Source organism: Vibrio sp. YYF0003, assembly GCF_036350715.1.
GTDB lineage: Bacteria > Pseudomonadota > Gammaproteobacteria > Enterobacterales > Vibrionaceae > Vibrio > Vibrio natriegens.
This window is the reverse complement of the sequence record NZ_JAZDWA010000001.1, coordinates 491,446-513,304: the sequence shown is the minus strand read 5'-3', so window position 1 is coordinate 513,304 and position 21,859 is coordinate 491,446. Positions and strand designations below refer to the sequence as shown.

The 21,859-nt window shown below is 45.2% G+C and carries 19 protein-coding genes; 8 read left to right on the top strand and 11 right to left on the bottom strand.

Annotated features, from left to right (window positions below):
• The first annotated feature begins 37 nt into the window (after positions 1 to 37).
• Together V1U08_RS02310 and V1U08_RS02305 are read left to right on the top strand one after the other, a co-directional pair.
• Positions 38 to 727, top strand: a complete 690-nt coding sequence (locus tag V1U08_RS02310) for a phage tail protein (RefSeq protein WP_330469805.1) — start codon at positions 38 to 40, stop codon at positions 725 to 727.
• Between the two features lie 4 nt (positions 728 to 731).
• Complete coding sequence (locus tag V1U08_RS02305) at positions 732 to 1,694, top strand: tetratricopeptide repeat protein (protein WP_330469804.1); 963 nt, start codon at positions 732 to 734, stop codon at positions 1,692 to 1,694.
• A 63-nt stretch (positions 1,695 to 1,757) separates the two neighbouring features.
• Here V1U08_RS02305 and V1U08_RS02300 read toward each other — a convergent pair whose 3' ends face one another.
• Positions 1,758 to 2,231 (bottom strand): heme-degrading domain-containing protein, encoded by a 474-nt coding sequence (locus V1U08_RS02300; RefSeq protein WP_330469803.1) that lies wholly within the window; start codon positions 2,229 to 2,231, stop codon positions 1,758 to 1,760.
• Positions 2,232 to 2,241: 10 nt separating this feature from the next.
• The gene (locus V1U08_RS02295; protein ID WP_330469802.1) at positions 2,242 to 3,285 is read right to left on the bottom strand and encodes an oxidoreductase; all 1,044 of its coding nucleotides are present in this window, start codon (positions 3,283 to 3,285) and stop codon (positions 2,242 to 2,244) included.
• Between the two features lie 329 nt (positions 3,286 to 3,614).
• On the opposite strand from V1U08_RS02295, the gene V1U08_RS02290 reads away from it, so the two are divergent.
• Complete coding sequence (locus V1U08_RS02290) at positions 3,615 to 4,394, top strand: DeoR/GlpR family DNA-binding transcription regulator (protein WP_020334969.1); 780 nt, start codon at positions 3,615 to 3,617, stop codon at positions 4,392 to 4,394.
• A gap of 92 nt (positions 4,395 to 4,486) precedes the next feature.
• Here the strand turns inward: V1U08_RS02290 and V1U08_RS02285 are convergent, their stop codons facing one another.
• From V1U08_RS02285 to pdhA, 5 genes are all read right to left on the bottom strand, one after another.
• Entirely contained in the window at positions 4,487 to 7,315 is a 2,829-nt protein-coding gene (locus V1U08_RS02285; protein WP_330469801.1) for an AMP-binding protein, read from the bottom strand.
• Between the two features lie 93 nt (positions 7,316 to 7,408).
• Positions 7,409 to 9,070 (bottom strand): electron transfer flavoprotein-ubiquinone oxidoreductase, encoded by a 1,662-nt coding sequence (locus tag V1U08_RS02280; protein ID WP_330469800.1) that lies wholly within the window; start codon positions 9,068 to 9,070, stop codon positions 7,409 to 7,411.
• Between the two features lie 202 nt (positions 9,071 to 9,272).
• Positions 9,273 to 10,421, bottom strand: a complete 1,149-nt coding sequence (locus V1U08_RS02275; RefSeq protein ID WP_330469799.1) for a dihydrolipoamide acetyltransferase family protein — start codon at positions 10,419 to 10,421, stop codon at positions 9,273 to 9,275.
• Positions 10,418 to 11,401, bottom strand: coding sequence for an alpha-ketoacid dehydrogenase subunit beta (locus V1U08_RS02270; RefSeq protein ID WP_330469798.1), 984 nt, complete (start codon positions 11,399 to 11,401; stop codon positions 10,418 to 10,420). Before V1U08_RS02270 ends, V1U08_RS02275 begins: the two co-directional genes overlap by 4 nt.
• The gene (pdhA, locus tag V1U08_RS02265; protein ID WP_330470225.1) at positions 11,394 to 12,488 is read right to left on the bottom strand and encodes a pyruvate dehydrogenase (acetyl-transferring) E1 component subunit alpha; all 1,095 of its coding nucleotides are present in this window, start codon (positions 12,486 to 12,488) and stop codon (positions 11,394 to 11,396) included. Before pdhA ends, V1U08_RS02270 begins: the two co-directional genes overlap by 8 nt.
• Positions 12,489 to 13,157: 669 nt before the next feature.
• On the opposite strand from pdhA, the gene V1U08_RS02260 reads away from it, so the two are divergent.
• The 3 genes from V1U08_RS02260 to yegD all read left to right on the top strand — a co-directional run bounded on the left by V1U08_RS02260 (position 13,158) and on the right by yegD (position 15,636).
• Positions 13,158 to 13,478, top strand: a complete 321-nt coding sequence (locus V1U08_RS02260) for a DOPA 4,5-dioxygenase family protein (protein WP_014234325.1) — start codon at positions 13,158 to 13,160, stop codon at positions 13,476 to 13,478.
• 106 nt (positions 13,479 to 13,584) lie between these two features.
• Positions 13,585 to 14,211, top strand: a complete 627-nt coding sequence (locus V1U08_RS02255) for a hypothetical protein (protein WP_330469797.1) — start codon at positions 13,585 to 13,587, stop codon at positions 14,209 to 14,211.
• 72 nt (positions 14,212 to 14,283) lie between these two features.
• Positions 14,284 to 15,636, top strand: a complete 1,353-nt coding sequence (gene yegD / locus V1U08_RS02250) for a molecular chaperone (RefSeq protein WP_330469796.1) — start codon at positions 14,284 to 14,286, stop codon at positions 15,634 to 15,636.
• Positions 15,637 to 15,700: 64 nt separating this feature from the next.
• Here yegD and V1U08_RS02245 read toward each other — a convergent pair whose 3' ends face one another.
• Positions 15,701 to 16,174, bottom strand: a complete 474-nt coding sequence (locus V1U08_RS02245) for a copper chaperone PCu(A)C (protein WP_329353441.1) — start codon at positions 16,172 to 16,174, stop codon at positions 15,701 to 15,703.
• A gap of 89 nt (positions 16,175 to 16,263) precedes the next feature.
• Entirely contained in the window at positions 16,264 to 16,725 is a 462-nt protein-coding gene (locus V1U08_RS02240; RefSeq protein ID WP_330469795.1) for a hypothetical protein, read from the bottom strand.
• A 382-nt stretch (positions 16,726 to 17,107) separates the two neighbouring features.
• Between V1U08_RS02240 and V1U08_RS02235 the strand changes: the two genes are divergently transcribed.
• Positions 17,108 to 18,163 (top strand): Preprotein translocase subunit SecY, encoded by a 1,056-nt coding sequence (locus tag V1U08_RS02235; RefSeq protein ID WP_330469794.1) that lies wholly within the window; start codon positions 17,108 to 17,110, stop codon positions 18,161 to 18,163.
• Positions 18,164 to 18,228: 65 nt separating this feature from the next.
• Here V1U08_RS02235 and V1U08_RS02230 read toward each other — a convergent pair whose 3' ends face one another.
• Complete coding sequence (locus V1U08_RS02230; protein ID WP_330469793.1) at positions 18,229 to 18,513, bottom strand: hypothetical protein; 285 nt, start codon at positions 18,511 to 18,513, stop codon at positions 18,229 to 18,231.
• Positions 18,514 to 18,671: 158 nt separating this feature from the next.
• Here V1U08_RS02230 and V1U08_RS02225 point away from each other — a divergent pair, with 158 nt between their 5' ends.
• Positions 18,672 to 19,601, top strand: coding sequence for an SRPBCC family protein (locus V1U08_RS02225; protein ID WP_330469792.1), 930 nt, complete (start codon positions 18,672 to 18,674; stop codon positions 19,599 to 19,601).
• Positions 19,602 to 20,043: 442 nt separating this feature from the next.
• On the opposite strand, the gene V1U08_RS02220 is transcribed toward V1U08_RS02225, so the two are convergent.
• The gene (locus V1U08_RS02220; protein ID WP_330469791.1) at positions 20,044 to 21,297 is read right to left on the bottom strand and encodes an aromatic amino acid transport family protein; all 1,254 of its coding nucleotides are present in this window, start codon (positions 21,295 to 21,297) and stop codon (positions 20,044 to 20,046) included.
• Positions 21,298 to 21,859 lie beyond the last annotated feature (562 nt).

Below are 21,859 nucleotides of genomic sequence, written 5' to 3'. Positions count from 1 at the left end.
TTTTGCTTCCTCACCTTTTTATTAAAGGATTCGGATTATGAAAAAGTTCACAAGAAAGCTGCTGGTTACTGCGTGTGTATTACCATCATTAATGCTCGGTTCTAATGCGCTAGCTTGCAGCGGCGATGGCAACCAACTCCTTGGCAGTATGTGTGCGTTCGCAGGTAATTTTGCTCCGCGCGGTTACACCTTAGCCCATGGTCAGATTTTGTCGATCGCACAAAATACAGCGCTGTTTTCTATCTTGGGTACGACTTATGGCGGTGACGGACGCTCAACGTTTGGTCTACCTGATACTCGTGGCCGTGCACTCATCGGATGGGGAAATGGTCCAGGGTTAACTAACTATCCACTTGGCTCTCGCGGAGGTACTGAGTCAGTCATCCTTTCCGAGGCTCAATTGCCATCTCACTCTCATACAGCATCGACGTTGATGTCTGGTGATATAGATATTGACGGTGTGATCGATCTTCACGCATTTAGTGGCAAGTCAAACACAAAAAGTCCGGCTGGCAATGCACTTTCCGGAACAAAATACGCGACTGAGACTCCGGATGTCGCGATGAGCCCGGATTCGATTTCTTTTAGTTTTGTCGCTGAGAATAACCTGACGGCTTCGACAACAGTATCGAGTGCTGGTGGGAGTCAGTCTCACGAAAATCGCATGCCATATATCGCAATAACCTGGGTCATTGCGCTTCAGGGCATTTATCCATCGAGAAATTAAAGACATGCTAAACGTCACCCTGATACGACTTGCTCTGCTTACCCTAAGCTTGGCTTATCCGTCGTTTTGTGTTGCAGAAAAGCAAGATAAGGAATTGGCACAAGCGTATCAGGCACTCGCCAATGGAGACTATACAGAGTCGTTTGAAATTTTTACTCGCCTGTTAAAAGAAAACTCCGCTGAGGCACATTTTGTCTCAGCCTTGTTTTATAAGCATGGGTGGGGAAAGGTAGAGCAAGATCCTGATAAAGCTTGCGAGTTATTTTTGTATGCTGCTGAAAAAGGAATCCCTGTCGCTCAGCAAGAATATGGCTATTGCGCGATGAATAACGACTCAGACAGTGCAAATGAAAGGCCTGACGATTGGTTTAAGCTGGCGTATGAAAATGGTGTCTATGAAGCAGCCTGTGATATCGGTCGTCTATATTTGGGCACTAGCTGGCAAGAGCAAAATTTGTCACAAGCAATAGAATGGTGTCTGCGTGGAGCGGAGAGAAGTGCAGTCAAAGCTCAGGTAACACTGGGTGATATTTACATCTCCTATTCGGAAGTATTCAATTTAGAGCGAGTCGAATTTTGGTATACGCAGGCAATAAACAACGGCTCCGGGGAGGCTGCTTATAAACTTGGAACTCTCTATCTTAGAGTTGTCGGTCAAAAAGGTGGCGATGACCACGCCAATAATAAAGCCCTTTATTTGATGGAACTCGCCTCATCTCGTCACATCGAAAAAGCCTATGAGCCGACTGCAAAGATGTATTGGAAGAAGTTGCAAAATAGCTCCCATGATAGCTCTAAACTGTTGGCTAAAAGCTATGTATGGGCAAAAGCGGCACACCAAGTTAATCCAACGACTGACACGGCCCGTTTCTTGGGTGAAATTGAAAAGGAGTTACCAAGACAATGGAAGGAGGAGTTAGATTTTCAAGTTGAACAATTTAATGAAAATGTTCCGCAATTTAAGTAGAAACGGCGAAGAGCCGGCGACGTTATGTCACCGACTATTTAGCCAATCAAACCATCAAGATCTTTATGGCTGAGAATGATCTAAATGCGCTCTCAGTACATCAATCACCATGTTGTGGTCTTCTTCTGACGGTAATCCAGATACAGTGATCACACCAACAAGTCCACTTCCTTTGATGCGGACAGGAAAGGCACCTCCATGGGCACAGTATTCTCTCGCATCGATATGAGGCTGACTGTCAAAGTCACGTTGCTTAGATGCATTGTAATGACCAAGATAATGAGAGCTGTGACCAAAGCGCAGAACAGATTGACGCTTGCGCTTTGCCCAGTCTTGCTTGTCTTTGGTGCTGCCTTCCATTGCGTAACTAAACAGCACTTGTTCGAACGCGTACACTTCGATAAAAACGGTAGCAGATCGTCCCTCCGCTGCCGATTTCAATGCGCAGCCGAGTTCCCATGCAGTGCCATGATTAAAATGATTTAACTGTAATTCCGCTTCTTGCTCTAGTAGCTCTGATAAAATGCCTTTACTCATTTCCTTGTTCTCACACATTCTTAATTGGTAATTTTTGACCCAAACGGCTGCTTTCCATCGCTAGTTCAATCAGCTTGATGTTCCATAGCGCATCTTCAGCACTCACTGGTGGAGCCGTTTTATTACGAATTGCGTCCGCCATTTGTAAGAAGTAGTGCTGATAGCCACCCTGTTCGGTTATCACAGGCGCACTGTTATCGGCATTATAAAAGTAGCCATAATTATCAGGAGATTCATCTGCCCAGTCAGGGCTGGTTGGCTCAACACCTTCTATCAGACGTGGTTCCTGAGGGTCTAAGCCTAGCTTTTCGTAGCTACCTTCAGTCCCTTTCAGGGTAAAACGCTTATTTGGTCCGGCACTAAAGAGATCACCATGGACAATAGCTAAGTGACTAGGGTAGTGCATGACAACATCAAAATAATCAACATTTGTCGAGCCTTCACGCATCATCTTACATTCTGCGCTGATGGCATCAGGAAGTCCGAAAAGCTCAAGTGCCTGATCAATTAAATGCGAGCCTAAATCAAACAAAATGCCACCGCCGTCAGTAGCCTGTTCACGCCAACGTTGACGCACTTCAGGTCGGAAGCGGTCAAAGTGTGACTCAAAATGTCGTAGCTCACCAATGCGTTTTTCTTCAATTAATTTCTTAACGGTTAAGAAGTCACCATCCCAACGACGGTTATGATAAACACTTAGAATGAGGCCTTTTTCTTTTGCAAGCGCAATAAGTGCTTCACCATCCGACACATTAGTCACGAATGGCTTTTCAATGATCACGTTTTTGCCGTTTTCAAGGGCTTGCTTAGCGAGATCGAAGTGCACATCGTTTGGTGCGGTAATGATGACCAGTTCTGCATCCGAACTTGAGAGTAAATCTGACGCCGAAGCATAATGCTGTGCGGTAGGCCAGTCTTTGGCTACCACCTCGCCATTACTAGTACTGATGGCAACGAGATCGAATTCAGCTAACGCGCTCACAAATGGGATATGGAAAGTTTTGGCTGAAAATCCGTAGCCGATAACCGCGGTTTTGATTGGTAATAAAGTCATAAATTCAAACTCTCAATTGGTGGATTACATGACGTCCGAGCCGTTTATTCGGAATTACATCACTCGGATGATCTATCACCTTTGGCTACAACATCACATGTACACTACGCGCTAATGCTTATATTCACGTATCAATGCGTATGTAAAACGCGTATGTAAAACACAAATACTGCACGTATACTTACGCACATTCAAGCGTTAAAAGCGATGACCTGCGTATCAATCGCATGGAACCACGTATAAATGTAAGTGATTTTACGCGTATTCAAGTGTTTAACTTCGCGTGAATACGTTACACTCATACAAAACTAAGCAAAGTGTGATTGTAAATGACGCAAGAAGAACGTTTGATAGAGATAGAAGCTCATATAAAAAGCACAGGTAAAGTCACGATAGACGAGATTTGCCTTAAGTATGACATTTCTTACGATTCAGCCCGAAGAGATCTGGTTAAACTCGCTGACCATCCGGGAATATTGCGCATCAGAGGCGGCGCAATTCTGGATGATAAAAAGGTGACGATTTCCTTTAATCAGAGATCGAAATCCAATCCGATTAAACAAAATCTGGCTGCATTTGGAGCATCACTTATCAAAGAGCATGACATCGTATTTTTAGACGCTGGCACCACTTGTGCCGCGCTGGCGTATCATCTCAATGAGCCTTGCAGTGTGATAACAAATTCACTTGAGGCGCTTAGTGAACTTCAGGATAAGGCTGGTATCAAAAAGTGTGTGCTTGGTGGAACGTTTGATGACTTTTCTCACGCCATACTCGGCGATATGACCATTCAACAGATCAGAAAATATCAGGCAAACAAAGCGTTTATTGGTGTGAGTGCTTTATCTGAATCGGGAATCACAACCGACTTAGAGACGGATGCCAACCTAAAGCTGGCGATGGCAGATCAATCTACTCAGGTTATCTGTATTGCGGAAGACAGTAAGTTCAATACCCAACTGATGTTCCAATCCTGTTTGTGGTCAGATATCGACTTTGTCGTGACTAATCGTCGACCTCCCGAGAATATTGCGAAGAAAATGCAAGACCACGATGTCGAACTTATAGTGCTGGATATAGAATCAGAATCTCAATCCGTTACTCTCTAGTTTAAAAAAAAACAATCAGTTAGAGCAGCTTAAGGCAATCAGTGAGCCTGCTCAGGCACGCCGCAATTCACGACTTTTGCTGCAGGTATTGGCTAACTGCGTGCCATATCTGGCTCACCGCAGTGGGTGAGGATCTCTGATCGGGCTTTATCGCGAAGTTCAAGCGCTGCGTTCCAGTCATTACCATTGGGGAAGAGCGGTTCACCAATGGTTACACTGATGTCGCCTCTACGTGGGAAAAGAGAGTTACCTCTGAGTTTAGAGCGCGTGCCACATAAGGTAATCGGGATGACTGGCACTTGTGAGCTTGCGGCAGCAATAAATGCGCCCATATGAAACGGATGAAGGCCAGACATTCGATATAGTGTTCCTTCAGGAAAGACGACCATTGGCTGACAGTCTTCAGCTTCAAAAGCCAGCCTCTTAGCGTCCACAACGCTTTTTTCTACATCAAACCGTTCAACAAACTCCGTGCCGAGTTTGCTTAAGAAAATTCTGGTAAATGGATTATTGAGTAACTCACTTTTTGCCACAAAACGGCAAGGCAATCCTGAAACGGCAACAATCACCAGCCCATCAAGATAACTGCAATGATTCGCGACAAAAATACAGGGGACATTTCCTGCTGGTAAGTGTTCCTTTCCTTCGATGGTGCACTTTGTGCCAGTAAGTCCCATGAGCGCTTTGGCACCAAACTGGGCTATCTTCCAGCACATGGGTTTGTTGGGTAATACGGCAACAAGTAACCAGACGATAGGAGCAAGTATTCCCAATACTAACCACGAATAGGCCGCGTACCCTATGTCTAAAAGGATTCGCATGTATTTACGCAGTTGCGGAATGGCGCCAGCTAAGGCGAGATTCAGGGTTTGTAACCACAAAGCCCGATGCTGCTTCGCAAAGGATCCACGTTCATGCAGATCTTTACACGCACTGCGACGAATTTTCCCACTGGACGTTTTTGGTATGGAGTGAGGCGGGCCGATAATGACATCATCGACGGGATTGCCAAGTAGTTTTAGAGATAGTTTGTTAATTTTACGTTTTAGCTGTTTTACTTTGTCTTTACTGGTTTCTCGGCTTTCCGCCAACACGATCAGTTTCTCCGTACCGGAGTGCGCGTCGTGGCTACCAAACGCGGCCACGCAACCTTTGCGAATACCATCAATACTCCCTACCGCTTGTTCCAGCTCATGGGGATAGATATTACGCCCGGCTTTGATAATGATATCTTTGCTACGTCCGGTGATAAAAAGCTCGCCGCCTAATGTAAACGCGCGGTCCCCTGTTACCAGCCAACCATCATGATATAGCGCTTTGGTTTTTTCTGGGTTTCGATAGTAACCCTGGGTGGCGGACGGGCCCTGAAACTCAAGTGCGCCTTCTTCTCCATCGGGTAATTCTTTGCCCAGATCATCAACGATACGAATTTGATGCTCGGGAAGTGGGTAGCCTAAGCCAATAAACGGAATGGTATCTTCATCTTCCTGTTGGGCGAGCACAGCACGACCAAACTGGCTTAACGATGCTCTTTGGAAATACTCAATACGTGGTTCGCGGATGGTCACTGGGAATGTCAGCCCGACCGAGGATTCCGCTAGCCCATACACAGGCGACATGGTTTCTGGCTTAAATCCATACTTGGCGTATTTTTCAGAGAAGTTTTGGATCGATTGTGGACTCACGGGCTCTGCGCCGTTCCAGGAAAGTCGCCAACTGCTTAAATCGAGCCCTTCGAGATCGCTTTCCTTCACTCGAGAAACACAAAGCTCATAGGCGAAGTTTGGTGCGGGAGAAAGGGTGCCTCGATGATGATGAATCGCCCATAGCCATCGCTGAGGTTTAGTTAAGAAGAGCAAGGGCGACATGATCACCAGTGGGATCGCATGATACAAGCTACCAAGCCATGCTCCAATGAGTCCCATATCGTGGTAGACAGGCAGCCAACTCACAAACACATCGTCCGACTTGGCGTTAATGACTTTACCCATTGCACGGATATTAGCGAGTAAGTTCGCATGGGTAAGGGTCACGCCCTTAGGTACACCCGTACTTCCGGAAGTGTATTGCAAAAAAGCAATATCGTCGGTTTTAGCTTCTCCCATATCTGGGAAGCTGGTGTCTTTTTGCAAATCACTCGCGGTAACGACGGCATCAACAGACGGTACTTGTAATTTAAGTAAGTGGGCGACAGGTTTTGCTTCTGGCACCGTAATCAATAGTTTTGCCTGAGCGTTGTTGAGAATACTGGCGTGACGATTTAAGTGATCTTCGACATGCTCAATTCGGGCTGGTGGATAAATGGGTACTGGCACCGCTCTGGCATAAAGTATCGCAAAAAAGCTGTAGAAGTAGTCGGTACAGGTTGGCAACATGATCGCGACGCAGTCCCCAGCTTCAACTCCCGCATCAATTAGCCCAGCGGAGATTTTGAGTGCTTGTTGTTTTAGTTGTTTATAGCTGACTTCTACCACTTCATCAGCGTTTTGATAAACGTAAAGATGGGGGCGTTCCGGGTGATGTTCCACATGCCAGTCGAGTAGCGCTTGTAGCGTTTTGACCTCAGTTGGTAACTGATGGACTGAGTCGAGTTTGATCGCTTTCGCCGACTCATCTAAGTAGGCTGTTTTATTTGATGATCCTGCCGTTAAAATCTCGCCGATAATATCTTCTGGTGTCGATATGCTGGACAGTGCGTGATCCGGAAGTGACACGTCGAAACGACTTTCTATACGTGTGATTAGCTCAGCACGCGTTAGGCTATCCAAACAAAGGTCATGGTCGAGGTCACTTTTTAAGTGAATAGAAACGGACGAGAGACCTTCGGGGTCTAGTTCAAGTTTTAGGTCCCGAACGATCTCTAACACAGTTTGCGCGATGTTTTCAGAGTCTCTACTTGTAGTGTCATTTTGGTCAGACATGCTGAAGCTTCCTGATCGAAGAAGAGTGCTGCTCGTTTTACTCTGTTATAAACGTTTTCCGTGCTTAAAGCTTAGACCACTCATCAGATGAGGTTACATATTCTGATAATTCGGGCCGCCTCCGCCTTCTGGCGTTTTCCAAGCAATATTTTGGAATGGATCCTTAATATCGCAGGTTTTACAGTGAACACAGTTTGACGAGTTGATCTGAAATGTGGTTTTTCCATCGACTTCAATCACTTCGTAAACCCCAGCGGGACAGTATCGCTGACTCGGTTCATCAAACATCCCAAGGTTCACATCTATCGGAATGTGTGGGAATGTGAGAACGAGATGACATGGTTGATTTTCTTCGTGTTGCGTCCCCGACAAAAAAACGGAAGAGGGCTTATCAAAACTGATTTTTCCGTCCGGTTTAGGGTAGTGAATAGGATGACATTCACTGGTTGGCTTGAGTTGTTCGTGATCATGTGAATTATCTCGAACTTTCCATGGCAATGGCTTGTTAAACAGTGGTCGCCAAACATTATGCTCAAAGCTAGAAAGCGCACCTCCTAGCAGACTGCCAAACTTGTGAATATTTGCGCCGAAGTTGCGTGTCTCGACAAGCTCATCATACAACCATGACCCTTCAAATAGCGTTTGGTAATCAGGCTCAACTGAAGCCATTTGTATCGCTTTGTCGATTGCTTCTGCTGCCAACAAGCCAGATTTCATCGCCGTATGACTGCCTTTGATCTTGGCGACATTCAATGTACCAGCATCACAGCCAATCAAAAGTCCGCCGGGAAATTGTTGTTTAGGAAGCGAAGAAAAGCCGCCTTTCGCCAGTGCTCTGGCTCCGTAGGCAACACGCTGAGCATCTTTGAGGTGCTTTTTAATCGCTGGATGGTGTTTAAAGCGCTGGAACTCATCAAATGGACTTAAGTAGGTATTGTCATAGTTAAGGTCAACGATCAGTCCAACAGCAATTTGATTGTCTTCCATGTGGTAAACAAATCCGCCACCGGTCGTTTTCGTTTCACTCAAAGGCCAGCCAACGGAGTGAATAACTTTCCCTGCTCGTTCCGCATCGCCATCAGGTAATTGCCAAATTTCCTTTATACCCAACGCGTAATGCTGTGGCTGTTTTCCTGAGTCCAAGCCAAACCTACTGATGAGCTCTTTACCTAAATGTCCACGGCAGCCTTCGGAGAATACTGTGTATTTTGCTTTTAATTCGATGCCCGCTTCAAAGTTAGCTTTTTGTTTCCCGTTTTTATCCAGTCCCATATCACCAGTCGTAATGCCTGTAACAGCACCGGATTGGTCGTAATTAATGCTCGCTGCTGCAAAACCCGGAAAAATCTCAACCCCAAGCTCTTCAGCCTGTTTTGCCAACCAACGGCAAAGGTTTCCGAGGCTAATAATGTAGTTGTTTTCATCGTTGTGCATCGGCTTCGGAGTAAGAGCATTAGGTACTTTGACATGGTTAAGTGATGTCGTTAGATAGAGAAAATCATCACTTGTCACGGACGTGGACAGTGGCGCTTCCATAGTTTGCCAATCAGGAAAAAGTTCATCCATAGCACGAGTTTCAAATACGGCCCCTGAGAGAATATGGGCACCGACTTCGGATCCTTTTTCTACCACACAAATAGATAGCGGATTGTCTTGGCGTTGTTGATTCATCTGAGCCAAACGACAAGCGGTACTTAAACCAGCAGGACCGGCACCTACGATCACGACGTCAAACTCCATAATTTCTCGTTCCATATCTCTCTGTCCTTTGATCAATCTGAACTATGTTATTGTCATATAAAGAACTATAGCTCAGTTAACGTAAACGTGATTGAACGTATTTGCTTATGTCAGAACGAACGTGACAGGAAAGACCGGGGGCGGGTTTCTAAGGTGTTTATCAAAAGATAAAACAAAAAAGGCTTCCATCAAGGAAGCCTTTGAGATCATATCAAAGCTAGTTTCCACTTGGCTTTTGCAAATGCTCCGCAAGCACTTTGGTAAACCTTGCCGCTTCGCCACCAGTACATGCACGGTGGTCAAAAGTGATGGATAACGGCATAACTTTAACCGCGACCGCTTTTCCGTTTCTTATCACTACGCGCTCGATGATACGGCCTGCGCCGACAATCGCGACTTGTGGCGGAGAAACGACTGGCGTAGCAAAAATACCGCCGATTGCGCCAAAGTTAGACAAAGTAATCGTGGCGTGTTGTAAATCTTCACGATTGATCTTTCTTTCGCGAATGCCTTCTACAGTTTGGTCGAGCCAGCGACGGACGTCTTTTGACTCATACTCATCGGCATGGCGAAGAACGGGTACGTACAGGCCATGACGACTATCCACAGCAACGCCGAGGTTTACGGTTGTATGAACACAACGCGTCATGGTTTCTTCGTCGAACCAAGCGTTTAGGGCTGGCTCTTCCTGGCAAGCATGAACGATAGCCTGAACAAGACGAATACTGATGTCTTCACCTGAAGCCCAGTTTTCCAACAAGGCTTCTTCGGTGATAGTAACGGCTGCAACATTTTTGTGTGACTCTGCCATAGCAGAAACCATGGTTCGGCGCGCGCCTTTCAGCACCTCGGTGCCCGGACGTTGCTTGCCAGCTTCATCGTAGATATCAGAATCGATTATCAAGCCGTTTGGACCACTGCCAGAAACCGCGTTTAAATCCACACCGAGTTTCTTGGCTAGTAGTCGAGCAGAAGGCAGGGCGGTGATCAAATTGTTATTAGATGTACCGTCGCTACTGCCTACCCAAAAGTCATCGACATTCACGTTTTGAGTTTGGTGCGACACATTACCCACCACAGTAGCCGCATCTGCAGTTTGCCTTTTCTCAGCGGAGACATGATGCTCTGCACCGCTCTCATCGATTTCGAGAAGTAAGGCACCAATGTTGACGATATCGCCTTCTTCACCGTGGCGACTGACTACTCTGCCGGAATAAGGCGCTGGGACATCGACTGTTGCTTTGGCTGTTTCGACAGTAAGGATCACCTGATCAACTTCGACCATGTCACCCACATTCACGTGCCATTTTACAATTTCTGACTCAGCGAGGCCCTCGCCGAGATCGGGTAAGTTAAACGTCTTCATTTCCAATCCTCCACGAGTTCACGCGCTGAGTTCACAATGTCTTCTTCCTGAACCATAAAATAATCTTCGTTACGATAGTAAGGCATGATGGTATCCATTCCGGTAACTCGTTTCGGTGGCGCTTTTAATAAGCACATGGCGTGTTCGGCGGTGCGAGCTAAAAGCTCAGAACCAACACCACAAGTTTTACTTGCTTCGTGCACCACAAGCAGGCGACCGGTTTTCTCCAATGAGCGGAAGATGGTAGTGGTATCAATTGGTTTGATGCTGGCTAAATCCAGTACTTCGACTTCGATACCTTGTTTCGACAATGTTTGAGCTGCTTGCAATGACTCAACAACACAAGCGCCCCACGTAACTAAGGTGATGTCGCGACCTTTGCGTAACGTAAAACAAGTGTCCAGAGGTAATGCTTCACCATTATCGACCACTTCCGATTTTACGGTGCGGTAGATTCTTTTTGGTTCAAAGAACATGACCGGATCATTACTGCGGATAGCAGCAAGTAATAATCCGTAGGCGCGTTGAGGTGATGATGGGACGATGACTTTCAGCCCAGGTGTGTGGGCAAACAATGCTTCCACGCTTTCTGAGTGATGCTCTGGCGCATGAATACCACCACCAAATGGGGCACGGAATACGGCTGGGCAGGTGAGTCGACCGCGAGTTCGGTTTCTCATTCGAGCGGCATGGCACATTAAATGTTCCATCGCCGGGAAGACAAATCCCTGGAATTGAAACTCTGCGACCGGGCGCAACCCTTGTGTTGCCATCCCGACTGCAACGCCACCAATCAAGGCTTCGGCTAATGGCGTATCAATCACTCGCTTCAAACCGAATTTCTGTTTGAGGTTTACCGTAGCTCGGAATACGCCGCCGTTTTCGCCGACGTCTTCTCCCAGCACGACCACGTTTGGATCATGTTCCATTTCATGATGCAGCGCGAGGTTTACTGCTTCAACTAAAGTCAATTCAGCCATGTTTGCCTCCCTGCATGCGCATTGCTTTATTGATGAGTTCATCTCTTTGAGTATGAAGTTCTTGAGGAAGAGACTCATAAAGGTAATCAAACCCTGATTCAGGCGCTTGACTAGGCATATTCAGGTAACGTTTCACTGCTAATTCAACTTGTTGTTTGCACTCTTCGAGCCATTGTTTATCTTGTTCTTCGTTCCAGGCATCTTGGTTGATCAAGAAAGCTTTGAGTCGACGAACAGGCTCAAATTGCCATGCAGTCTGAACATCATCTTCGTTACGATAGCGGGTTGCATCGTCGGCGGTTGTATGGTCGCTGAGGCGATAGCTTACCGCTTCTATAAGTGTTGCACCTTTACCTTTGCGGGCTCTTTCTAGCGCCGTCATAGTGGCGTCGAAGACTGCGACTACGTCATTACCATCGACGGTAATGCCCGGAATACCAGCCCCTTTTGCTTTTTCAGATAAAAACTCAGCGGCACATTGAAGGCTGCGAGGTACGGAAATCGCCCATTGGTTATTGTTAACAACAAACACGAGAGGAATGTTCCAAGCACCAGCACAGTTAATGGACTCGAGGAAATCGCCTTTGGAAGTACCACCGTCACCACACATGACAAGCGCTGCCTCATGGTTGCCCTGAATTTTAAGTGCCGAAGCGACCCCAACGGCGTGGGTACACTGTGTGGCAATTGGGACACAAAATGGCAGATCCCGACTTGGTATCGGGCTACCTTCTGGTGCGAAATCGCTACCGCGTTCATCACCGCCCCAGTATTGCAGGTTCTTTTCCATACCAATACCACGGCACCACATAGCAGGCATGTCGCGATAGTAAGGTACGAAGACGTCATCGGCTTTTAGTGCACGACCGACAGCGATCCCAATAGCTTCAGAGCCAAGATGCGAAGGGTAGGTCCCTAATTTCCCTGTGCGTTGCAAAGCAACAGCTTTATTATCATAGGTACGCGTTAATACCATATCACGGTAAAAACCGACCAATGTTTCTACGTCAGCCCAGTTGGGTAGTTGGCCGACTAGGTTCCCATGATGGTCGATAAACCGATGCATGGGTAATGCCTGAACGTTCATCTCAAGCTCCTTTTGACGCTGCGGGTCTTTTGGACTGCAGCTGTTCATTATCAAACCAAAGTTTGTATGGGTACTCAAACTTTGGCATCAGCGTAAAAGGTTATGCCTCAGGCTGCGTTTGTTTATGACCGTTATAATCCTTTCAGTCATTTATTGATTAACAATGTCGTGTTTGGGTAAAACACAAGGCATTGTTAATACTGATACGTAACGCCTAACCCTTTTAGTCATACCAATCCGAGTAATTGTCTAATCACTGGGTTTGGTAATTCATCTTGGTATAACCAGACACCATAAGTGTAAACAAATTGTTAAAAAATGCTTTATTTTAACAATTATTCAACAGTAAAGTTTTGCTTACACCCCTGATATGCAGAGTAATATGCTGGTTTTTTCGTTCTGTAACGTCGAAACCTGAATCTAATCACTAGTTATTGGGAACTATTTGCAACAAAATTAGGCTGTAAAATTTAACAAACTGGGCCATTATTATTGAATCTCGACGGTTAAGATGATGGGAAAAAGATAATTTCTTCCCTATAGAATGGAATCAAGGTAGTGTTGCGGCACATTGAAGCCGTTTCTATTCCAACCACTTGCGTAAGTAAGTGAGACGATTACTAAGACAGCATTACCTAAACTTAAGGTAGAGTGCATCATGGAGAAGTTATGTATCGCGCCCACGTTTATTTTCCATTGCGACAGCAAGATAAAGCTCAAGCGTTAAATGAGATCATTCGCCAGGAACGTCAGGATGTTCTCAGAGTTTGTCCTTTAGTCGGTCGATTACAAGGCCCACATAAAATGCCGATGTTCGAGATACACCTAGAAACGCTGAGCGAAGAATTTATCGCTTGGTTAGATGTGATTCGCGGTGATTTCTCTGTACTGATCCGTCCGGTGAGTGAGCGAGAGCTACTCGATTACACGGAGCATGCTATTTGGCTTGGTCGAGAGTTAGGTGTATTCGAAGAAAAATTGAATCAATAGTGACTAAGCAAACTGTTGTTCATTGATGAGTAAATAATAATAGGAAGTGCAGTTTACGTTCCAACGCCAAAGGCAGTGAAATCGACAAAATGAAAAGGGGAAGGGTATGCTGACAATACTCCTGGTCGTACTTGCACTGTATATTTTTTGGTTATTGTTTCGTAATGGCCCTGCATTTGACGAGCCAGTTCCTGCCAGAGAGCGAAGTTGGGTTGGCCCGACAGACAACGACGAAGAGTGGCAAGGTTACTGTAACGAAGTATTCCAGCCATTCAGTTCCCAAACCTCCTTTTATGCTATCGCCTATTTCGCTAACTTCGTTGCAGCGGCTAATGCGATTTCCTGGTCAACCGTGTATGAGGGGGAATACCCCTTCATCATCAGCCGATTTGGCAGCTACTTTGCCATTAATACCTACGACTCGTTACTGGTGGCTGGATTTGTGGCGCTGGCCGTCTTTGTGATTAACTGGCAACTTGCGATGCATTGCGCAGGTATTCTCAGCCAATACCTGGTTCGTATTCTGATCATCAATCGAGCCCGCTTTGTGGCGGTAAGTTTGGTGTTCTGTAGCTACTTTGCTTATCTGCTCACCGTGGGCATTTTTTGGCTTTTCCATGATAGCTATTCCATTTGGCATGGGTTAAAGCTGACTCCGGTCTTCTTATTGTTAGCTTTCATTGTCGTTGTCGCTCTGCCATCTGCGAAAAAAGATCCTGAACAAAAACAATAACACGCTGTACAGTAGCAATTCATTCAGTGTTGAGTTAGCATTGCCGACCTTTTTTAGTCAGTGGGAGGATCCATGTTTATCGGCTTTGACTATGGCACTGCAAACTGTTCAGTGGCAAAAATGGAATCAGGTGAGCCAGTATTGCTCAAGCTTGAAGAGAGTAATTATTTCATTCCTTCCACGCTAGCGGCTCCGACGCGTGAATCGGTCTCTGAGCATCTATTTCGACATCGAAATATTAAACCGTTCGACCAGGTCGGAGAGCAAGTACTTCGCCGCGCAATCAACTTAAATCGCGAAGAGAGCATTGAACTGGAACCCGAAGATATCGATTTTGGCCAAGCGGCACTGAATCGCTATTTAGAAGATCCTCGTGACATTTACTATGTTAAATCGCCAAAGTCATTCCTTGGGGCGTCAGGTCTACGTGACGTGCAACTCGCCTTTTTTGAAGACTTGGTTTGCGCCATGATGGATAACATCAAGTCGAAGGCAGAACATGACGCTCAACAAACGATTACGGATGCGGTGATTGGCCGTCCGATTAACTTTCATGGCCGTGGCGGTGAAAAGGCCAATATCCAGGCGGAAGGCATTCTTTTAAAGGCAGCGAAACGCGCTGGATTTAACAATGTAGAGTTTCAATTTGAGCCTGTCGCAGCGGGTTTAGAATACGAAGCGACACTTACCGAAGATAAGACGATCTTGGTGGTCGATATCGGTGGTGGTACCACCGACTGTTCACTGATTCAAATGGGCCCGTCATGGTCTGGTAAAGCAGACAGAACCGCGAGCTTGCTGGCACACAGCGGTCAGCGTGTTGGCGGTAATGATTTGGATATTGCGATTGCGTTTAAGCAACTGATGTTCCCGTTTGGCATGGAAAGCAAAATGGAATCGGGCATCGTGATGCCGACGACTCAGTTCTGGAACCCAATCGCGATTAATAACGTGGAAGCGCAGAATGACTTTTATTCCCGTGACAACCTTGGAGCGTTAAAGCTGCTTCATAAGCAGGCGCAGGAACCGGAAAAGCTTAAGCGTCTGCTTGAGGTTTATCATGAGTCATTAGGCTATAACATTGTTCGTCGTGCTGAAGAGGCTAAAGTCGCGCTTTCTGATGATGCTTCGTATCGCGCAGGCATTAACTTGTTGTCCGAGCTTATCGAAGTGGACGTAAAGCGTGAAGAAATGATTGATGCTATTCAGTCACCAAAAAATAAGATGACCGCATTGGTCACCGAAGCCGTCGAGCAAGCTGGTGTTAAACCGGACGCGATCTTTATGACGGGTGGTTCTGCACGTTCACCTATTTTACGCGAAGCGGTGCAGTCGGTACTGCCTAATATTCCAGTGGTTAGCGGTAATTACTTTGGTTCGGTCACTGCTGGTCTGGCTCGTTGGGCCGAAGTGTGCTTTAAGTAATCGACAATCCGAAAAAAGCCCGACCAATTGGTCGGGCTCTTTGTATTTATAAACCAGTTAGTGATTAATGGTTCATATGCTTTTCCATATGACCTTTATTTTCGACAGCTATCTCTACGTCTACTTTACCTGCGTTTTTAAACGTTAACGTCATCGGGAAGCGGTCACCTTCTTTTAGCGTCTGATTCGGGTTAAAAATCATCAGGTGGAAGCTTCCTGGTTCCAGTGCGACCGTACCTTTTGCTGGTACGCTAATCTCGCTAACCTTCACCATCTTCATCACGCCATCTTCCATAATGTGGTTATGAAGTTCGATGCGCGCCGCAATTGGGCTTTCTGCCGCGATCAATGCGTCTTCTTTTTCACCGTGGTTGTTGAGTTGTAAGAACCCGCCAATAACAGGAGCATTAGGTGGCGCTTCACGGCTCCATGGGTGATCAATATGAATCTGACCCGCTTCATATTCGTGAGCAAGGCTGACTGGGCTCATAACGAGAGCTGCAAAAGTAATAGCAAGGGTTTTAATTTGTTTAAGCATGGGTATTTTTCCTTTTGAATATAGTGACTGCCCTGACCAAACGTAGGTTAGGGATTTTGTTGTTTTTAGCCTGATTCCTTTTTAGGAATTCAGGCAGGAAAAATACAAGGTGGAGATTGTTTTGGGGCGAGATGCTTGTAAACCAATCTTCCGGAGTGCGTAAAGTGATAGGGAATCAGTGCGTGTTTAACACGTCGGAACCAATGGATAGTGCCGAAGTAAAGCCCAATCGCGCACAGCATGAAAAACTGCACGGCTTGAAGCAAAGGACACTCAAACTGAAAACCTTCGTGTAAGTTAAGGTCATGGATAAGTGGTGAAGCTTCGTGGTTATTAGCCGCAATCAGCGTGTTGATGTCAACCCATTTAAAACCGTCCGCAGTACAAAGCAGTACTTTTTCGTTTTGAACTTCGCTTAACCAGTTTGTGTTATGTACATTTCTTGGGTTAAGTACCGCAGTCGAAGCGAGATAGAGTTGAAACAGCACAGCGAAGATGACCGTCAAAGCGGCTGCGCGTTGCGTTCTCTGCGATGTCTGAGTCATTTCCATGTGGCTTTTTTAATTGTTGTCTTTTGGTGCAGGATACTAACAAATATCCCTGAAAATGTAATGGTAAGATAGATAAAAGGTGATTCAACTGTATTTTATTTGTGTCTCGCTGGTGGGGCGAGGGTGTGAATAAGCGTTACCGTTAGCCTAAATCTGTATTTAATCCGTTGTCAGTACAGGGCTTGCGATAATTGGTTGGTGAATTAGCGTGCTGGATTTGCGGGATATCAATTCAAAATGAGCATCTATTCCGCACTTGTTTGCCATTAACGCAAATATGACAGTAATTTAATACAGGATACGGTATTCTCTCCCACCTTTGTTATATCCCTGAGCGTGTCTTAGTAAATTATTGGCCGCGCAATCTTAAGAAATTTCTCCAATGAAATACGAACAACAGATCGAGTTTCGATACCCTAAAGGTCGTTTTGCCATGGTGAGTGTTTACGCATTCACGGGAGCGGCGATATTAGCATCGACCATTTTTTCTCTTTTGCTGTTTTTGTCTATAGACGAAAACCCGATGATGCAGACCTTGTTTGGTGGTCTGGCTATCATATTCGAAGCCGGTAAGTTCTATGCCTGGTATGAGTACGGTGAACGTCGCGCTCACAGAAACTATCCCGGTGCGATTACCGCATTGGTGTTTTACTCTGTGCTCGCTGCTATCTCTATTGGCGGCAGTATCGGTGGCATAAACAGCGCGACCAATAGTGCACAAAGTCATATATTAGTTGAACAAGCAAAAGTAGACGCCTTCAACCGACAGATTGAAGCTATCGACAAACAGATCGAGCTTAACAATATTGCTGCTCAGAAATATATCGAGATGGAACGTATTGCCACAGGTGTTACGCGAATTCAGGAGCAAAACAAAACACTGCGCGAAGAGCAGCAAAAACTGGCTATGGAGCGTGACAGCTTACCGCCAGTAACTCAAGGTTCAGTCATCGGATTGATCGACAGTCTTGCGAAAGCGTTTGGTACGAGCTCTCAGCATGCTCAGCTTGGGCTGGTCGTATTCTTATCCATCCTTCTCGACTTTTTTGCCGCGTTCTTTGTAGGCTTAATTGGTGAAGAACAACGTTTTCGTTACTTCTACCGTCGTTACGATGGGATTAGGCTAGAACGTATTCGAGATATCGAACCAGAGCCTGCGGGCTACCTTCCTCACATTAAAGAAGAACAAGAGCCAGTAGTGCAAGAAGAAAAGGTTGAAGAGCCAAAAGCACCAGAGGAGCCTAAGCCTTTGATAGAACAAGTGAGTGATGCGCTCCGATCGCATCAGATTACTTGCACTAAAAAAGCGGTGGCTAAGGAATTTAGGCTTTCTGCTGAAGAAGTAGACAAGGTGTTTGAAACGCTTGCAGAGCAGGGGCTTGTCGGTAAAAAAGCGAATCACCATTACCACTGGATTGGTGAAAAAGAAGCGGCATAGCGCGCAATCTGAATGGTAAAAAAGAGCGTCAATTGACGCTCTTTTGCTATCTATACTCGAGAGATCTAATCTTTCGTCAACTTTTTAGTCACGTCTTTTACCCTTGTCTTTTCTTTTTCAGGTGTGACCGCATCAACGGCTTTGCCTGCAATCCCGTCATCCGGAACCTTATCAGCTGCTGTATCTTTTAATGCTTCTTTAGGTGTACAGCGCCCACCAACACCAACCACTGCTTTCGTCGCTGCGGCTTTTGCTGCCTTACCAGCGTCACAATCTGGGTCAAGAACACCCGCATAGGTCGCTGTTGAACCGAACAGAAGGATCAGCAGAGCTAAATTACATTTCTTCATCATTGTCACCGTAGGGGTTAAACATACTTAAAGTGTAATTGAGTTATGTGAGTTTGTTAGTCTGGAAAATCGTTATGCGTCTAACATGCAGTGAAACCAGTAAAAACCAGAATTTGAAGTAGACTGAATAGAGCGAAATAGAAACTCAAGGAGTCAGTATGCTTTCATATTTGGTCAGCAGAAGTATTGAAATCGAAAAGTCTCAAAAGGAAATTATCGACTATCTGAAGGATTTTAAGAACTGGCCAGAATGGTCTCCGTGGGTCATTCTTGAACCGAGCTGTGAACTCACTTATCTTGGGGACCAAGGGCATGTAGGAGCGGCGTACGAGTGGAATGGGCAGCGCATAGGTTCTGGCTCTATTGTGTTAGAAAGTACCCAAGAGCACCGATTGGATATGGAGTTGCACTTTTTCCGACCGATGAAAAGTCACGGTAAGGTCACTCTGATAGTGACGCCGTCACAAAAAGGGTGTTTGGTTGAATGGCAATTGCATTCTTCAACTCCGTGGAATCGATTTTTCCTCAAAAGTGTATTTAAGTCGATGCTCGAAATGGATTTTGACCGCGGGCTAAAAATGCTCAAAAGCCAATTAGAAACTGGGAAAGTGTTGTCAGAACTTGTTGAAATAGCTAATCGCAAACAACCAGCCATTCATTACGTTGGCATATCAGGTTCTGGAACGATCCCTGAGTTGGGCGAAATCATCAGCGATCACATGAGTCGATTGAAAGAAATGGTCGCCGTTGAAAACATGTCCGTGAATGGTGCCATGTTTTGTTATTACCTCTCCATGGATATGAAGCTTGGCCGATTCGAGTTTGTCACCTGTTTACCTGTCGACAGTCCAACTTCAGTACCAGAAGGGTTTGTTTCAGGGACAATTCCAGAGTGTGATACTTTTGTCGTTGAGCACTGGGGAGAATATCGACTACTGGGTAATGCCTGGGCGATGGCAATGAACTTAACGCGCAGCAGCGGGGTTAAAGTGAAAAGTAAACCCCTTGGAATCGAGCGTTACTTAAATAGCCCTGATGAGGTTGAGCAAGCGAATTTAAAAACTGAGGTGATACTTTTCGAAAGGTGAGGTTTTACTAACACTTTGATAGATAGAGTGAAGATGTCTTTTATTGTTATCCGTAGGCAATGTTTGCTTCGTTATTTAATGTGATCCAAAGCACAAAGAAAGACTCTATTACCAAAGTTACAACTTACTGTAATAAATATTTAATATAGGTATGAGTTGTAAAAAAACTTTAGTTTAGACATAGTGTTATTAAGTCGTTAAGAAACGGCTTTAAACCGCAAAAAGGAGCTTGCCTATGCACAATGAAATGATTCAACCTTCACACTTCGGCATTATCGGCCGTACTTGCATTGCCTCAATCATCATGATTGCAGGTGTTTTCACTCTTCTTTAACAGAGCTGTAGATTCTAAACTTCTACATAGAAAACGACGCAAAATTCAGGGAATTACCTTAGATGTTTACAAGGTATTCCCCTGAACTCCCACCTAGCTCAACTTCTGTTAGCCAACCAAGCTAAAAATCAAAGCACTCACCGCGACAATACCTGTCACTAAGACAAAGTAAGTAGATAGCTTACCGCGATAATCTTTTAATGATTCAATCTTATACACAGCCATCATTGGCATAATGAATAAAATCATTGCGATAACTGGGCCGGAAAGGGCTTCCATCATACCAAGAATGCTCGGGTTCATGATCGCTGCTATCCAAATCGAAATAAACAGCACAACCACACTAACCTTATCTGCTCGGCGTTGAGGTAGGTTTGAATTTTTCGTCAGTAATCCATTCAGGCTTTCCCTTGCGCCCAAAAAATGGCCTAGGAAAGAGGAAGTGATCGCAACAAAAGCGACCAAAGGCCCCAGCGTTGCAATGAATGGGTTATCAGTCGCATTGGCCAAATAAGACAACACGGATACGTTTTGCGCTTTCGCTTCCGTCAATTGCTGCGGAGAAAGGGACAAAACGCATGAGAAGACAAACAGCAGTACAAACGCGATCAACATGACGCTTGTACGGCGGAGAATGAGCTCGGATTTGAAGTCGGCGTCTTTCCCGTAGTGGCGTCGTTGCACGTTGGCGAAGCTTGATATCGCTGCTGCGTGGCTAAAAGAGAAAATGACCACAGGTACGGCTAACCACATGGTGTTTGCAAACGATCCCATTTCTGGCGCATTTAACTCTGGCATCGTCCAGTTGGGCATCAAATAGAATGATAGGAAAGCAAGGATAGCGACTAACGGGTAAACCATAACCGCAAATGCACGCAACATTACTTTCTCTCCAGCCATCATAATCGCAATCAAGCCAAAAACGAGTACACCAGAAAGAAGAGGACGGGGAATGGACGCCATGCCAGCCTGATTCACCATAAAACTATCAACGGTATTGGTAATGCCTACGCCATAGATCAGTAGAATTGGAAAAATAGACAGAAAATACAGCAATGAAATCGCACGTCCTGCTTTTGCGCCAAAGTGCTCTTCTACCACATCCGTAAAGTCGGCATTTTTAATTTTTGAAGATAAGACAAATCGAGCCAATCCTCGATGGGCAAGATAAGTCATAGGAAAGGCGAGGATCGCCATACTTACTAGCGGCCAAAAGCCACCAATACCTAAGTTGATTGGAAGGAATAAAATACCAGCACCGACAGCAGTGCCAAATAGGCTAAGCACCCAATGTGTATCGTGTTTAGACCATGTTGCTGTGTTTAACTCACTATAACCTAAGGTTTTTTGAGACTCTTTCACTGAGGAATTGCCTTCGTATAAATAATAATGTGGCAGATGGTATATTTTTTAGTGATTGTTATCACATCAGAAAGGTGGTGAATCATACTGTAAAAAAGGTAAATTCATAAATTATCAAACCATGAATATTTTAAAAATGTAGTTTTTTATATAGATCTATGTTTTTAAAATCAGTTGTATATGCCTTTTTTGTTTGTTTTTTTGGAATTTGATTTTGTGCTTTAATTTTGAACATCGAGGAATGATCTGTGGTAATGCCTTCATTTAGAGGATGAGCGTGACGGATAATCTACAACAGCACATCAGTCTAAAACCCGAGAAGTAGACCAGGTTGTGAGCGTATGAGCAATTCTGCACGATAATGAGTGCCATTTGCACTCTATCAGTGCGCAGTAATTTAAAGGATACTTATAAGAAAATCTTCAACGTGTTGTTATTTAAGGCTTTTAAAAGTTGGCACTTAGATTGCAACACTATAAATGTTCATCGTTAACTCGATGCACCGCTCTCCTTAGCAGGCGGAGATGCGGGATAGGGTATTACTTTTGTTAAATGTACTAAC